Annotated in this window: 15 protein-coding genes; 8 read left to right on the forward strand and 7 right to left on the reverse strand. The window is 66.9% G+C overall.

Annotation, left to right across the window (positions count from 1 at the left end):
* Window positions 1-99: 99 nt before the first annotated feature.
* The 3 genes from rpoZ to U1H99_RS04440 form a co-directional block, all read right to left on the reverse strand.
* A complete protein-coding gene (rpoZ, locus tag U1H99_RS04430) occupies window positions 100-303 on the reverse strand; it encodes a DNA-directed RNA polymerase subunit omega (RefSeq protein ID WP_005665923.1) in 204 nt (67 codons plus the stop codon).
* 102 nt (window positions 304-405) lie between these two features.
* Window positions 406-1,053, reverse strand: a complete 648-nt coding sequence (gene gmk / locus U1H99_RS04435; protein WP_141832608.1) for a guanylate kinase — start codon at window positions 1,051-1,053, stop codon at window positions 406-408.
* A 153-nt stretch (window positions 1,054-1,206) separates the two neighbouring features.
* Complete coding sequence (locus U1H99_RS04440; RefSeq protein WP_323140534.1) at window positions 1,207-2,094, reverse strand: YicC/YloC family endoribonuclease; 888 nt, start codon at window positions 2,092-2,094, stop codon at window positions 1,207-1,209.
* A gap of 145 nt (window positions 2,095-2,239) precedes the next feature.
* On the opposite strand from U1H99_RS04440, the gene U1H99_RS04445 reads away from it, so the two are divergent.
* The 3 genes from U1H99_RS04445 to rph are packed head-to-tail and all read left to right on the forward strand — an operon-like array spanning window position 2,240 to window position 4,957.
* On the forward strand, window positions 2,240-3,235 hold the full coding sequence (locus U1H99_RS04445) for a serine/threonine-protein kinase (RefSeq protein ID WP_323140535.1): 996 nt from the start codon (window positions 2,240-2,242) through the stop codon (window positions 3,233-3,235).
* 14 nt (window positions 3,236-3,249) lie between these two features.
* Window positions 3,250-4,197: a PP2C family protein-serine/threonine phosphatase gene (locus U1H99_RS04450; protein ID WP_323140536.1), complete on the forward strand. Its 948-nt coding sequence runs from the start codon at window positions 3,250-3,252 to the stop codon at window positions 4,195-4,197.
* 19 nt (window positions 4,198-4,216) lie between these two features.
* Complete coding sequence (gene rph, locus U1H99_RS04455; protein WP_323140537.1) at window positions 4,217-4,957, forward strand: ribonuclease PH; 741 nt, start codon at window positions 4,217-4,219, stop codon at window positions 4,955-4,957.
* A gap of 82 nt (window positions 4,958-5,039) precedes the next feature.
* Here the strand turns inward: rph and U1H99_RS04460 are convergent, their stop codons facing one another.
* From U1H99_RS04460 to U1H99_RS04470, 3 genes are read right to left on the reverse strand one after another with little or no spacing between them, the layout of a single operon-like run.
* Window positions 5,040-5,624, reverse strand: coding sequence for a DUF4337 domain-containing protein (locus U1H99_RS04460; RefSeq protein ID WP_323140538.1), 585 nt, complete (start codon window positions 5,622-5,624; stop codon window positions 5,040-5,042).
* Between the two features lie 19 nt (window positions 5,625-5,643).
* On the reverse strand, window positions 5,644-6,939 hold the full coding sequence (locus U1H99_RS04465) for an ABC transporter ATP-binding protein (RefSeq protein ID WP_323140539.1): 1,296 nt from the start codon (window positions 6,937-6,939) through the stop codon (window positions 5,644-5,646).
* Between the two features lie 21 nt (window positions 6,940-6,960).
* Window positions 6,961-8,691, reverse strand: coding sequence for an ABC transporter permease (locus tag U1H99_RS04470; protein ID WP_323140540.1), 1,731 nt, complete (start codon window positions 8,689-8,691; stop codon window positions 6,961-6,963).
* A gap of 364 nt (window positions 8,692-9,055) precedes the next feature.
* On the opposite strand from U1H99_RS04470, the gene U1H99_RS04475 reads away from it, so the two are divergent.
* From U1H99_RS04475 to hemW, 5 genes are all read left to right on the forward strand, one after another.
* On the forward strand, window positions 9,056-10,255 hold the full coding sequence (locus U1H99_RS04475; protein ID WP_323140541.1) for an aminotransferase class I/II-fold pyridoxal phosphate-dependent enzyme: 1,200 nt from the start codon (window positions 9,056-9,058) through the stop codon (window positions 10,253-10,255).
* A gap of 82 nt (window positions 10,256-10,337) precedes the next feature.
* Window positions 10,338-11,039: a response regulator transcription factor gene (locus tag U1H99_RS04480; protein WP_323140542.1), complete on the forward strand. Its 702-nt coding sequence runs from the start codon at window positions 10,338-10,340 to the stop codon at window positions 11,037-11,039.
* Entirely contained in the window at window positions 11,023-12,414 is a 1,392-nt protein-coding gene (locus U1H99_RS04485) for a sensor histidine kinase (protein ID WP_323140543.1), read from the forward strand. The genes U1H99_RS04480 and U1H99_RS04485 overlap by 17 nt, the downstream gene beginning before the upstream one ends.
* Before the next feature lie 35 nt (window positions 12,415-12,449).
* Complete coding sequence (gene rdgB, locus U1H99_RS04490) at window positions 12,450-13,034, forward strand: RdgB/HAM1 family non-canonical purine NTP pyrophosphatase (RefSeq protein ID WP_323140544.1); 585 nt, start codon at window positions 12,450-12,452, stop codon at window positions 13,032-13,034.
* Window positions 13,031-14,275: a radical SAM family heme chaperone HemW gene (gene hemW, locus U1H99_RS04495; protein WP_323140545.1), complete on the forward strand. Its 1,245-nt coding sequence runs from the start codon at window positions 13,031-13,033 to the stop codon at window positions 14,273-14,275. The genes rdgB and hemW overlap by 4 nt, the downstream gene beginning before the upstream one ends.
* 17 nt (window positions 14,276-14,292) lie before the next feature.
* Here hemW and U1H99_RS04500 read toward each other — a convergent pair whose 3' ends face one another.
* Entirely contained in the window at window positions 14,293-15,117 is an 825-nt protein-coding gene (locus U1H99_RS04500) for a M28 family peptidase (protein ID WP_323140546.1), read from the reverse strand.
* Between the last annotated feature and the right edge of the window lie 84 nt (window positions 15,118-15,201).

A 15,201-nucleotide genomic window follows, 5' to 3' on the forward strand; every position in this document is an offset into this window, starting at 1 on the left:
CTGCATGCATTAATGCATTGCGTGCAACTTGGGTCCCCGCCTGCGCGGGGACGACGTTAATGATCAGTCAATGTCGGCGACTGATCCGGACTCCGAAAATTACATCGGAACCTTTTTCAGCATTTCCAGGCCAACCTTGCCCGCAGCGATTTCACGCAGCGCGACAACGGTCGGCTTGTCCTTGGCTTCGACTTTCGGGGTGTGGCCCTGCAGCAACTGACGTGCGCGATAGGTCGCGGCCAGGGTCAGCTGGAAACGGTTCGGGACGTTTTTCAGGCAATCTTCGATGGTGATGCGGGCCATGGTGTACTCCTAGAAAATTAATTTTCGGGGTCAGAGCCCGGTTTTCGCGGGTGGGCTCTGACACCGACTGATCAAAAGCGGTGTGCGCCGTGTATGAAACGGTCAGGCTTGCGATTGTTGCGCGTGGATTCCCAACTGGGCAAAGAGCGAGGCGTTGCGCGCCGCTTGTTGGGCGAAGCGGGCTCGTGTCGCTTTGACAATCGCCCCAAGCTCGGACAGGGCGACGTTGAACTCTTCGTTGATGATAACATACTCGAACTCTGGAGCGTGAGCAATCTCGCCGCCGGCCGCCAGCAGGCGGCGCGTGATGATGTGCGGCTCGTCGGTGCCGCGCTTGTTCAGGCGTTCTTCCAGCGCCGCGATCGACGGCGGCAGGATGAAGATGCCGGCCGCATGCGGAAACAGCTTCTTCACCTGGCGCGCACCCTGCCAGTCGATTTCCAGCAGGATATCGGTGCCGTTCTTCATTTCCTGTTCCACGGTCAGGCGGCTGGTGCCGTAGTAATTGCCGTGCACTTCGGCCCATTCCAGGAATTCGCCGCGGTCGGCGCGGGCGACGAAATCCTCGGCGCTGGTGAACTGGTAGTGAACGCCATCCTGTTCGCCCGGGCGCGGCGGGCGTGTCGTGGTCGAGATCGACAGCTTGATGCCCGGTTCCTGTGCCAGCAGCGCATTGACCAGGGTCGATTTGCCGGCGCCGGAAGGGGCGGCGACAATGAACAGGCTGCCGGAAAAAGCGTTGGTGAGCATGGTGGTTCCTTTTGATTCGTGGTTATTCGTAATGCACTGAACGCGCGGACGGCGAAGCCGTCCACCCTACCGTAACGCCAACATCGCGGGTAGGGTGGACGGGTTCCCCGTCCACGCGTTCTGCGGCGGCCCGATCAGAGCCAAAACAATAGTTTATTCGAGATTCTGCACCTGTTCACGCATCTGCTCGATCAGCAGCTTGAGCTCCATCGACGCATCCGCCAGTTCCTTGACCGACGCCTTGGCGCCCAGCGTATTCGCCTCGCGGTTCAGTTCCTGCATCATGAAGTCCAGGCGCTTGCCGACCTGGCCGCCCTTTTTCAGGATGTGGCGCGTTTCGTTCAGGTGCGCCGACAGGCGCGACAGTTCTTCCGAGACGTCGATGCGGATGCCGTACAGGGTGACTTCCTGGCGGATGCGCTCGAAGACTTCCTGGCGCGTCAGCACGGTCGGATTGCCGTGGCCGGCCATGCCGAGGGCATCCTGCATGCGCTCGATGGCTTTCTGCTGGAATTGCGAGATCACTTGCGGGATCAGGGGCGTGATGCGCTTGACGATGGCTTCCATCGCATCGATGCGCGATTGCAGCATGGCTTCCAGGGCCGCGCCTTCGCGGCGGCGGCTGTCGACAAAGGCGGCGACCGTCTTGGCGGTGAGGGCGGCGACGTCGGCCTGCAGCGACTCCTGGCCGATCTGCGCTTCCTCGATCACGCCCGGCCAGCGCAGCAGCTCGGCCACCGTCATCTGTGGCGCCGACACGAAGTGCTTGGTCACCTCGCTTTGCAGGCGCGCGAGATCTTGCAGCAGCGTCTGGTTCAGGGCTTGCGAACCGGTGGCGGCCTTGCGGCCGAACGAAAGACGCACCTCGACCTTGCCGCGGGTGATGGCGGCCATGATGGCGGCCCTGAGGTCCGGTTCCAGCGCGCGCAGATCGTCGTTGATACGGAACTGCAGGTCGAGAAAGCGTGAATTGACGCTCTTGATCTCGATCGTCAGCGTGCCTGCAGCGCCCTCGCTGGTGGCTACCGCGTAACCTGTCATGCTAGAAATGCTCAATGGAGTCCCCGGTTGCTGGAAGCCCCGGCCAACCGGCGCGGCTTGCGCCAGCGGATCGAGCTTCCCTTTATTCTTTACAAACCCGTGATTTATCCACACAATCGCCGTGTTAAGCAAGGACTACTCGCTCATGGCTGCACAAAATAATGCCCCCCTGCCCGATGGGCTGGAGATTGGCGGATATCGCATTGTAAAGAAAATTGCGTCCGGTGGGTTCAGTATTGTTTATCTTGCATATGATGGCGACGGCAATGCCGTGGCGATCAAGGAATACCTGCCCAGCGCCCTGGCCTTGCGCCAGCCGGGCGAGCTGGCGCCCAGCATCCCGCGGCCCAACCTGCCGGTCTTCCGCATCGGCCTGAAATGCTTTTTCGAGGAGGGCAGGGCGCTGGCGCGCATCGTCCATCCGAACGTGGTGCGGGTGCTGAATTTTTTCCGCGCCAACGACACCGTGTACATGGTGATGGCCTACGAATCCGGCCACGCGCTGCAGGAAGTGGTGGCGCGCCACGTGGCGCGCGGCAGCCGCGCCGGCGAAGCCTTCATCCGCCAGGTGTTCACCGGCGTCTGCGCCGGCCTGCGCGAAGTCCACGCCAACAAGCTGCTGCACCTCGACCTGAAACCGGCCAACATCTACCTGCGCACCGACGGCACGCCGATCCTGCTCGACTTCGGCGCCGCGCGCCAGACCATCAACAGCGACTCGCCGGCGCTGGCGCCGATGTACACCCCCGGCTTCGCGGCGCCCGAACTGTATTCCAAGGCGACGCCGCTGGGGCCGTGGACCGACATCTACAGCATCGGCGCCGCCATCTACGCCTGCACGGCCGGCGCGCCGCCGCAAGCGGCCGACGGCCGCCGCATCGAGGATAAAATGGAAGCCCAATTCGGCAAGCTGGAAGCGGCGCGCGATCATTCGCCGGCCCTGATTGCGCTGGCCCGGTCCTGCCTGGCGCTGGATCCGCTGGCGCGCCCGCAAAGCGTGTTCGCGGTGCAGAAGGTGCTCAAAGAAGGCGCCCCGGCCGCACCCGGCGCGGATGGCGACGACACCGGGCCCGCGCAGGCGCCCGCCACCGGCTGGCGCGGCCTGGTCGGCCGCCTCGGCGCCTTGGGCCGCAAGGCCTGACTCGGAGACCCACGATGCAATTTTCCGTCTACCAGCAAAGCCACATCGGCGGACGTAAGGTCAACCAGGACCGCATGGGCTACAGCTACACGCGCGACGCGCTGCTGCTGGTGCTGGCCGACGGCATGGGCGGCCACCAGCGCGGCGAAGTCGCCGCCACCATCGCCCTGCAGACCCTGTCGGCGCTGTTCCGCGCCCAGGCCACGCCCTACGTCAAGAAGCCCGAGCGCTTCCTCGAGGAAGCCTTCCAGCAGGCCCACCTCGACATCCTGCGCTACGCCGCCGGACGCGGCCTGCCGGACACGCCGCGCACCACCATCGTGGCCTGCCTGGTGCAGCACAACTGCGCGGTGTGGGCGCATTGCGGCGACTCGCGCCTGTACTGGGTGCGCCGCGGCCAGGTGCTGGCGCGCACGCGCGACCACTCGCATATCGAGCACCTGATCGCGAAAGGCCTGGCCGATCCGGCCGAACGCAATTCGCACCCCGACCGCAACAAGCTGTACAACTGCCTGGGCGCCTCGACCCTGCCGCGCGTCGACGTCTCGCGCCAGGCCGGCCTGGAATCGGGCGACGTGCTGCTGCTGTGCTCCGACGGCCTGTGGGGCGTGCTGCCGGATACCGAGATCGTGCACCAGCTGTCGACCCACACCATCGTGCAGGCGGTGCCGGACATGATCGGCATCGCCACCGCGATTGCCGGCAGCCGCGCCGACAACACCACCGCGCTGGCGATCCAGTGGCAGGGCGTCGGCGGCGCCGCTTTCGCCGGCGGCGACGACAGCGTGGTCTCGACCCAGATGCTGTCGGAAGGCGAGGTGAATTCGCGGATCGACGATGGCGGCGCCGGCCAGCCGCCGGGACCGGACAAGGACAGCGATCCATTCGACGAGGACGATATCGAAAAGGCGATCGCCGAGATCCGCGGCGCCATCGAGAAATCGTCCCAGCTACTCAAATAACAACGCAAAGGAAACCCCCATGAGCAATGCCACCCGCCCCAGCGGCCGCACCGTCGACCAGCTGCGCAGCGTGCGCCTGACCCGCGCCTACACCAAGCACGCCGAAGGCTCGGTGCTGATCGAGTGCGGCGACACCAAGGTGATCTGCACCGCCAGCATCGAAGACCGCGTGCCCGGCTTCCTGAAGGGCAAGGGGCAGGGCTGGCTGACCGCCGAATACGGCATGCTGCCGCGCTCGACCCACTCGCGCATGGACCGCGAAGCGGCGCGCGGCAAGCAGTCCGGCCGCACCCAGGAAATCCAGCGCCTGATCGGCCGCTCGCTGCGCGCCGCGTTCGACCTGGAAGCCTTCGGCGAGCGCACCCTGCATCTCGACTGCGACGTGATTCAGGCCGACGGCGGCACCCGCACCGCCTCGATCACCGGCGCCATGGTCGCCGCCTACGACGCCTTTTCGCGCCTGGTCGCGGCCGGCCTGATCCCGGCGGTCCCGGTGCGCCACTTCGTGGCCGCGATCTCGGTCGGCGTGGTCGGCGGGGTGCCGGTGCTGGACCTCGACTACATCGAGGATTCGGGTTGCGATACCGACATGAACGTGGTGATGACCGAGGCCGGGCATTTCATCGAAGTGCAGGGGACGGCGGAAGGGGCGGCGTTCGACCGCGCCGGGATGAATCGCCTGCTGGACCTGGCGGAGAAGGGGATCGGGGAGCTGGTGGCGTTGCAGAAGCGGACGCTGGGGCTGGTTGCGGGCGCATGAAGCGTTACCGGTAACGTATGCGCGCCGGTAGGGTGGACGGGTTGCCCGTCCACGCGTTCACATCACGTGTTCGAGCCTGCGCTCACGACAACCACCCGGTCAACCACGCCGGATGAAACGGCAACCCGAACAAGCCCGCCACCCCATAGAACACCCCCACGCCGGTAGGCACCAGCGCCGCCAGGTACAGCCAGCGCTCGCGCGTCAGCGTGGTGATCGCCAGCAGCGACAGGGCCAGCGCCAATGCCGCATCGCTCAGGTCGAACTGGTCGTCGCGGTAGTTCAGCGCATCGTAGGTGGCCTGGTCCTGCTTGGCCTGGGCCTGCATCTCTTCCTTCTTCTTCGCCTGGCCGGTTTCCAGCTTTTGCAGCTCGCCGATTGCCGCGGCGTAGCCGGCCTGCTCGGCGGCAGGGCGCGACAAGGCGGCCAGCCGCAGCTGCAGCAGCGTGGTATGCGCCTGCTCCTGGCGCAGGTTGCGCGCCTGGTAGAAGGCCCAGTGGTCGATCTTGTCGGCTTGCGCCTGCTGCATGGCCTGCACGATGTTGTCGTCCTTGATCTTGCACACGCCCATGAAGGAAGCCAGCAGGGCCACGGTCAGGGCGACCTTGCGGTCGAGGCGGTTGTCGCCGGACGGCGGGACGTCGTCGAGGATGGCGTTGGGTTCCATGTTTCTCCTATTGATTACCTTATGCCTGAGCGTCCGGCACGTTCAGCATGCCGGTGCGGTAATCGTACTCATACAGTTCGCCGTAGCGGCCCCACTCGATCGCCACTTCCAGCATGCGCTTGGCCTGGCCGGCTTCCAGCGTGTCTTCCAGCAGCTCGAGGAAGGGTTCCTCGGCCAGCGTGCCGCTCGCGTCGTCTTCCAGTTCGCGGTGGATGCGCGCCGCCAGCGGCACGTGCTTGAGCAGCTGGCGTCCGAACAGCGCCTGTCTCTGGGCCTGGCCGGCAAGGGCGTAGCGCCGCCCCAGCGGCGTCAGCGCGATGTCGCCGCGCTCCACGCGCGCCAGCCCCAGCAGGCCGAGCGCCTCGTAGGCCGGGAACAGTTCCTCGTCCGGCAGCTCGGTGTCTTCGGACAGCTGCGGCAGGTCGGCGCGGCCGTCGAAGGGGGCGCCGGCCAGCAGGTCCAGCACGCTTTCGATGCGGCCGACGTCGGCGTCCGGCAGGCGGTAATCGGGTAGCTCGGGAGGTGCCGTCCCCGCGCCGGACACGGTCGCGGCCGGCCGCATCGTCATCAGGCCGTAGACTTCGTCCACCAGCGCGCGCACTTCCGGGGTGTCGGCGTTGCGCGGGCGCGGCAGGTCGATGCGGATCTCGTGGCGCACCCGCCCCGGGTCGCTCCCCATGATGACGATGCGGTCGGCCATCATTACCGCTTCCTCGATGTTGTGCGACACCACCAGGATGCCGCGCGTCGGGATGCGCTTGCCGTCCCACAGGTCGAGGATGTCGCCGCGCAGCGTCTCGCCGGTCAGCACGTCGAGCGCCGAAAAGGCTTCGTCCATCAGCAGCACGTCTGGATGCGTGACCAGCGCCCGCGCGATGCCGACGCGCTGGCGCATGCCGCCCGACAGTTCGCGCGGCAGCGCGCCGCCGAAGCCGGACAGGCCGATCAGGTCGAGCATGGCATTCGCGCGCTCGCGGCGCACGGCCGGCGCCACGCCCTGCGCTTCCAGCCCGAGTTCGACGTTCTGCTGCACCGTCAGCCAGGGGAACAGGGCAAAGGACTGGAACACCATCGCCACGCCGGCCAGCGGGCCGCCGATCGGCCGGCCGCGGTAGTGGACCTGGCCGCCGTCGGCCGCTACCAGGCCGGCGACGATGCGCAGCAGGGTCGACTTGCCGGAGCCGGACTTGCCGAGCATGGCGACGATCTCGCCGTCGGCCAGGGTGAAGTCGACGCCGTCGAGGATGGTGCGGGGCGCGCCGTCGGCGCTGCGGAAGGCTTTCGAGACGCCTTTCAGTTCTAGCAGGTTGGTCATGTCTTGTACTCCCATTTCAACTCAACGGCCGCGGTCTTCGGCCAGCAGGTACAGCCTGCGCCAGAAGAAGCGGTTCAACAGCATCACGAATACGCACATCACCCCGATGCCGAGGGCGATGCGGTGGAAGTCGCCGGCATCGGTCATCTGCTTGATGTAGCTGCCCAGGCCATCGGCGACCAGCGAGGTCTTGCCCCAGGTGACGTACTCCGCCACGATGCTGGCATTCCAGGAACCGCCGCTGGCGGTGATGGCGCCGGTAATAAAACTCGGGAACACGGCCGGCAGGTACACCCGCTTCCATTTCAGCCAGCCGCGCAAGCCGAGGTTGTCGGCCGCCAGGCGCAGCTCGGTCGGCAGCGTGGAGGCGCCGGCCACCACGTTGAACAGGATGTACCACTGGGTGCCGAACACCATCAGGGGGCTGAGCCAGACGTTGGCGTTCAGGTGGAAATGCACGATCGCATACACCACGATCGGAAACATCAGGTTGACCGGGAAGGCCGCCAGGAACTGCGCCAGCGCCTGCACCTTTTGCGCATACACCGGGCGCAAGCCGATCCACACCGCCAGCGGCACCCACACCAGCGAGGCCAGGCCGATCAGCAGCATCACGCGCGCCAGCGTGATGGCGCCCAGGCCGACCACGCGCAGCGTCTCGCTCCAGCCCACCTGCGCATGGATGAACAACAGAAAACGCCAGCCGCCCAGCAGCGCCAGCGCCAGCAGGATCGCGTCGACCGTACGCGGACCGAGCGCGAAGCGCGGCTGCGACGGCGCAGCCACGGCGCTATCGGCAGGTGCGGCAAACCAGCCCAGCGTGCGTCCGAGCAGCGCCCACATGCGTTCGCTGAAGGCGCGCAGCCAGGCGCTGCGCCGGCCCCAGTCGAGCAGCCAGGATTGCTGGGCGTGCTCGCCCTGCGACTCCTCGAAGCGGAATTTGTCGGCCCAGGCCAGCAGCGGGCGGAAGAACAGCTGGTCGTACAGCAGGATGCCGGCGAACATGGCGCCGATGGCCCAGGCGATCGCGCCGCCGTTCTTCTGCTCGATCGCCACCGCGATCCATGCGCCGATGCCGGGCAGTTTGATGTCCTGGCCGGCCACCGAGATCGCCTCGGCCGCCACCAGGAAGAACCAGCCGCCGGACATCGACATCATCATGTTCCACAGCAGCGCCGGCATCGCATAAGGCAGTTCCAGCCGCCAGAAGCGCTGCCAGGCCGACAGCCGGAACACGCGCGCCGCTTCCGCCAGTTCCGGCGGGATCGTCTTCATCGACTGGTACAGGCTGAAGGCCATGTTCCAGGCCTGCGAAGTGAAGATCGCGAACACGGCCGCGCACTCGACCCCGAGCAGGTTGCCGGGGAACAGGGCGATGAAGGGCGCGATGGCGATCGCCTGGAAGCCCAGGATCGGCACCGATTGCAGCACGTCGAGCAGCGGCACCAGCACCTTCTCGGCGGCGCGCCAGCGCGTGGCCACCACCGCGAACACGAAGGTAAACACTAACGCGCAGCCGAGCGCGCTGAACATGCGCAGGATGGTGCGCAGCAGGTAGTAGGGCAGGTAAGCCGGGTCGAGCGCGATCGGGGTCGGCTGGCCGAGCACGAAAGGACGGGTCATCTGCATGGCGCCATAGGCGGCCAGCGCCAGCAGCGCCAGCACCAGCGGCAGCAGGGCCCAGTCCCAGCGGTTGGGCGTGGTGGCCAGGAACGACCGGCCGGTGCGCCCGGGGGTGAAAAGTTCGAACATCGGTATCTCCGTCGGGTAACGGCATACCTTTCATTCGCTCTTGCGATGTGTTTCGATTGTCGGGGCATGGAAGCCCTCATCTGCTCTGCGGCACGATGAGAGCAGGAGCGCCTGCCTTATCTTGCCGGGGATCGACCGGCGCAAGGCCGGCAACAACTGCCACTCGAACAAGTGCCCATGAAAGGAGGCTCCATGCAATCAAAAAAGGGATGGTAAAAGACTTTTCTGCAACGCACCATTACCAGTTGGAAAGGTATGTCTGCAAACAACGCGGCCGCATCCATCATTACCTGATCGTAATCATTGTACCGGTGCCGCGGTCCTATACTGGATTTCGTTCTTCCCCACCCACGACCGGAATCCCATGCACGATCTCGCCGACATCGCCGACTGGCTGCAAACCAACGCCATCCACCACACTTCCGCCGTCCACGACACCCTGCCGGACCCGGTCTTTCGCGTCAACGGCGAAGCTGCCGTGTCGTTCAGCACCAACAACTACCTGGCGCTGGCCAACCACCCGCGCCTGGTGACGGCAGCCAAGGCCGGCCTCGAACGCTACGGCGTCGGCAATTGCGAGTCGCGCCTGCTGGGCGGCGACCTGCCGGTCTACCGCGAACTCGAGCGCCGCCTCGCCGCGCTCAAGCACAAGACCGACGCCGTGCTGTTCGTAACCGGCTACATGACGAATATCGGCGTGCTGTCGACGCTGGTGAAGGCGGGCCTGCTGGCGCGCCTGCACGGCTACCGTCCCAAGAAGCGCCGCAAGTACGCCTACTTCACCGACGAGTACAACCACATCAGTATCCGCGAAGGCATCCTGATGTCGGGCGCCGACAAGCATACCTACCGCCACGCCGACATGGACCACCTCGAGTCGCTCCTGAAAGCGGCGGACGGCATCAGCCCGATCATCGTCAGCGACGGCGTGTTCAGCATGGAAGGCACGATCGCGCCGCTGCCCGATCTGACCTTCCTGGCCGAGCGCTACGGGGCCATCCTGTACATCGACGACGCCCACGCCACCGGTATCCTGGGCCGCAACGGCGGCGGCACCTCGGAGCACTTCGGCTGCTACAGCCCGGCCATCATGCAGATGGGGACCCTGAGCAAGGCGCTCGGCGCGATCGGCGGCTTCGTCGCGATGGAACGCGAGATGGCCGACGTGCTGCGCCTGACCAGCTCCGCCTACGGCTTCACCTGCCCGCCGCCGCCTGACCAGGCCAATGCGCTGCTGGCCGCGCTCGACCTGCTCGAGGAAGAGCCGGAGCGCCGCATGCGCCTGTGGGACAACCAGCGCTATTTCGTGGAGCGAATGCGCCCGCTGGGCTACACCCTGACCGCCACCGAGACGCCGATCGTGCCGGTATTGATAGGAGACGCCGCGCAGTGCCAACGCTTCGCGCTGGCGCTGCGCGGCGAGGGCATCCACGTCGACGCGATCCAGTTCCCGGCGGTGCCGACAGGGCAGGCGCGCCTGCGCTTCATGCTGAACGCCGCCCATACGCGCGCCCAGATCGACCATGCGGTGGACGTGATGGCACGCCTGGCCGGCACGCTGTGAGCGCCGCCGTGATCCATAGCTTGCCATGCCTGCCGCATGCTATAGTCGGCCGCGCCGCCCCTGACATTCAAATCGCCGAACCATGCTGAATTGCCTCGTGATCGAAGACGATGCCGAAACCCGCGACTACCTCGCCAGCGGCCTGCGCGCCGCCGGCTATGCCGTGGTCGCGGAACACAACAGCGAAGCCGGCGCGCGCCGCCTGCTGGAAGCGCGCTGGGACGTGGTGGTGCTCGACCGCATGCTGCCGGGCCATGTCGACGGCATCGGCCTGCTGGAACAGATGCGCGCCCGCGGCGACGCCACCCCGGTGCTGATCCTGTCGGCGCTGAACAGCGTCGACGAGCGCGTGCGCGGCCTGCGCGCCGGCAGCGACGACTACCTGACCAAGCCGTTCGTGATGTCGGAACTGCTGGCGCGCGTGGAAAACCTGTGCCGCCGCACCGCCTGGTCGCGCGAAACCAGCTTGCTGCAGGTGGCCGACATGCAGCTCGACTTGCGCACCATGCGCGTCACGCGCCACGGCAGCCCGATCGCGCTGCAGCCGCGCGAATTCCGCCTGCTCGAATACCTGATGCGCCACGAAGGCCAGATCGTTACCCGCACCATGCTGCTGGAAGGCGTGTGGGAATACCGCTTCGACCCGCAGACCAACGTGATCGACGTCCAGATCAGCCGCCTGCGCGGCAAGATCGACAAGGACTTCAGTCCGCCGCTCATCCACACCGTGCGCGGCGCCGGTTATCTGTTGAGCGCCGCGCCTTCGCATGGCACCACGGCTTAGCCTGCGCGGTTCGATCGCCGCCCGGCTGGCGGTCGGCTACGGCGTGCTGGTCGCGGCGGCGATGGCGGCGCTGTCGGCCATCGTCTACTTCGGCACCGTCGGCGTGTTCGAACGCTCGATCGACAATACTATCCTGGCCGCCCAGGCGCGCCTGACCAGCGCCTGGCGCGAAGGCGGCCGTCCCGCGCTGGTGGGCGAGATCGACGTCCAGCTGCACGACCTGAACGATACCGACACCGAGATGCTGGGCCTGGTCGGTGCCGACGGGCGCCTGGTCTCCGGCAACCTGGGCAGCTGGGACCCGGCGACGCCACCCGCCGACATGGCCACCGGCCGGCTGGTATCCGTGCGCATGGCGCGCCGCGGGACGCCGGCGCCGGTACCGGTATCGGTGCGCCTGGTCGTGGTCGGCCTGGAGGACGGCAGCCGCCTGGTGGTAGGGCGCGACCTGGTCGACGTCGATGCGATCCGCAGCGTCGTCGAGCACGCGCTGCTGGTCAGTGCGGCGGTCTCGATCCTGCTGGCTTTCTTCGGCGCCCAGCTGTTCCGCGGGCGCCTGGAAGCGCGCATCGGCGAGATCCGCCGCACCACCGCGCGCATCGCCGCCGGCGAGCTGTCGAGCCGGATCGGTGTACAGGGCCGCGACGAATTCGCCCACCTGGGCCAGGACATCAACCGCATGCTTGACCGTATCGAAGCGCTGATGGAAGGCGTGCGCCACGTCTCCAACTCGATCGCGCACGACCTGCGCACGCCGCTCGGCCGGGTGCGCAACCGCCTGGACCGGGCGCTGCAATCCTCGGTCGACCCGGATGCGCTGGTGCTCGATGCGCGCATGGCGATCGAGGACATCGACGGCGTGATCTCGCTGTTCGACAAGCTGCTGCAGATCGCCGCGCTGGAAGCCGGCGTGCGCGCCGGCAGTGCCGAGACGCTCGACCTGGCGGCGATCGCCCAGGACATGAGCGAACTGTATGAGGTGGCGGCGGAAGAGCAGGGCGTAACGCTGCGCTACAGCGGCGCACCGGAGGCCACCGTGCGCGGCGACCGCGACCTGCTGGCCAACGCCCTGGCCAGCCTGATCGACAATGCCATCAAGTACGGGCGCAGCGGCGGCCGCGTCGACGTCAGCGTGATCGTGCAGGAGGGCGCGACCGTGCTAACGGTGCGCGACTATGGCCCCGGCGTGCCGGCCGGCGACATGGACAAGCTCACGCGCCGTTTCTACCGCGTCGACCAGAGCCGCAACCTGCCGGGCAACGGGCTCGGACTGGCGATCGTCACCGCCATCGTGCAGCTGCACGGCGGGACGCTGGACCTACGCGGCCTCGAGCCGGGCTTCGAGGCGAGCATGCACTTTCCGGCGCAGCGGTAAAATACACTTTTTACGCGCTGTTCTTCCACGTCACCATGACCCAACGCCTCATCCTCGCCTCCAACAACGCGGGCAAGCTCAAGGAATTCGCCCAGCTGCTGGCCCCGATCGGCTTCGACCTGCATCCGCAGGGCGAATTCAACGTCCCCGAAGCCGAGGAACCCTTCGGCACCTTCGTCGAGAACGCGCTGCAGAAGGCACGCCACGCGGCGCGCCTGACCGGCCTGCCGGCGCTGGCCGACGATTCCGGCGTGTGCGTCAACGCCCTCGGCGGCGCCCCCGGCGTGTATTCGGCCCGCTATGCAGGCGAGCCGAAATCCGATGCCCGCAACAGCGCAAAACTGATCGCCGACCTGGCGCAGCATGCGGACAAATCCGCCTATTATTATTGCGTGCTGGTCTATGTGCGCCATGCCGACGATCCGCAGCCGGTGATTGCCGACGGCGTCTGGCGCGGCCGGATCGTCGAGGAAGCGCGCGGCGCGGGCGGCTTCGGCTACGATCCGCACTTCCTGCTGCCGGAACTCGGCAAGACCGCGGCCGAACTGGCCTCGGGCGAAAAGAACGCCGTGTCGCACCGCGGCCAGGCGCTGCGCGCGCTCGTGGAAAAGCTGAAATGATTCCGATCAAACCCGTCAGTGACCTCGCGAGCGGTGTCCAGGCGCCGGTATCCCCGGCGACGGCGGCCCTGAAATACCTGCAGCCCGGCGCCCTGAACCTGACCGTATTGCCGCCGCTGTCGCTGTACATCCACTGGCCCTGGTGCGTGCGCAAGTGCCCCTACTGCGATTTCAATTCGCACGAATCGAACGGCCCGATCCCGGAAACCGACTACCTGGACGCGCTGCGGGCCGACCTCGAAGCGGCGCTGCCGCTGATCTGGGGCCGCAAGATCCAGACCATCTTCATCGGCGGCGGCACGCCGAGCCTGATGTCGGCCGCGGGGCTGGAGCGCCTGATGTCGGACGTGCGCACCCTGCTGCCGCTGGCGCTGGATGCCGAGATCACGATGGAAGCCAATCCGGGCACCTTCGAGATCGAGCGTTTCAAATCCTTCCGCGCCAGCGGCATCAACCGCCTGTCGATCGGCATCCAGAGCTTCAACGGACGCCATTTGCAGGCGCTCGGCCGCATCCACGACGAGCGCGAAGCGCTGCGCGCGGTCGAGATCGCGCATGCCCATTTCGACAATTTCAACCTCGACCTGATGTATGCGCTGCCGGGGCAGACGCTGGCGGAAGCGCAGCAGGACCTCGACACCGCGCTGGCCTTCGCCCCGCCGCACCTGTCGCTGTACCACCTGACGATGGAACCGAACACGGTGTTCGCCAAGTATCCGCCGCAGCTGCCCAGCGACGACGAGAGCGCCGACATCCAGGACATGATCGCGCAGCAGACCGCGGCGGCCGGCTACGGGCACTACGAAGTGTCGGCCTATGCCCAGCCGGGCCGGCAGGCGCGCCACAACCTGAATTACTGGGAATTCGGCGATTACCTCGGCATCGGCGCCGGCGCCCATTCCAAGCTGTCCTTCCCGCACCGGGTGCTGCGCCAGGCGCGCTTCAAGCAGCCGGCTTCCTTCATCGAGGCGGCGAAACGCGGCAATGCGGTGCACGAGGAACGCGAGATCGGGCGCGACGAGATGGGCTTCGAGTTCATGCTCAACACGCTGCGGCTGACCGGCGGCTTCAATCCGAACCTGTTCGGCGAGCGCACCGGAATGTCGATCAACGCGATCGACAAGGCGCTCGATGCGGCCGAGGCCAAGGGTCTCATCTACCGCGACTTCAAGCTGATCAAGCCGACCGAGCTCGGACAGCGCTTCCTCAACGACCTGCAGGAGATGTTCCTGGAAGCGTAGCGCCGGCGCGGCCGGCCTTACATCCGGCGGCCCGCCGCCAGCGCCGTGATCGTATTCGCCAATCCCGCCACCACCCGCGCCACGCCGTCGTATTCGGCGCTGTCCTGCGTGTCCTGCATGTCCTGTGCTGCGCGGCGATAGGGGTAGCGCCTGAATGCCGACTCCGTGATGACGACCGCGGGACCGCCCGCCTGTGCGCCGTTGCGGTGCGCGGACAAGGTCACCCCCTGCACATAGGCCGGCGCCGCCAGGCCGCGTGCCGGCGCCGCGGACGCGGCCTGGAATGCCGACAGGGCATCCTGCACCCGGCTCGATGCCGCGGGCGTGCCGACGAAGGCGATGAAACTGCCGCCGCTGCCGCTCTCGTCCCGGTCCCTACCGCTCTCCGAAAACACGAACTTCACTTCGGTGCCCGCGCTGGGGTGCAGGCCTTTCAGCAGCCGCGCCAGTTCGAGGACGGCCGCGCTGCCGCTGCCCTTGTCATCGATACCCTCGACGGCATCGTAGCGGGCACCGATGACGAACAGGCGTGCCGGCCTGCCAAGTGCCGCGGGAGTGGCCACCGATACCTCGATCGCGTGCGGCCGCCGGTGGACGCGGTAACCCTCGCTTTCCAGCACCTGGGCGATGTAGGCGGCTGCCTGTTGCAGGCCCGGCGGCGCGGGATTGTCGACGCTGCCGGGTTCGATCGCGCCGAGCGCGGTTACGTGCGTGCGCAGGCGCGCGGACAGGGACGGTTCGGGCAGGGGGGCCGAGCTCGGGCTGACGGTGACCATCGCCAGCAGGATCAGGAGCACGATGGCGACAATGGCTTTCCAATGGGTGCGGAGAAAGGTTCGCATGGCGTCGTGGGGCGCCGCAAAAGGCGGACACACCCGGTAGACCACGCCTGGGCGCAGGAGTTCTGCGCAACAAAAAACCGGGGC

The organism is Massilia phyllosphaerae (genome assembly GCF_034659755.1).
In the GTDB taxonomy this organism is placed as follows: Bacteria; Pseudomonadota; Gammaproteobacteria; order Burkholderiales; family Burkholderiaceae_D; genus Telluria; species Telluria phyllosphaerae.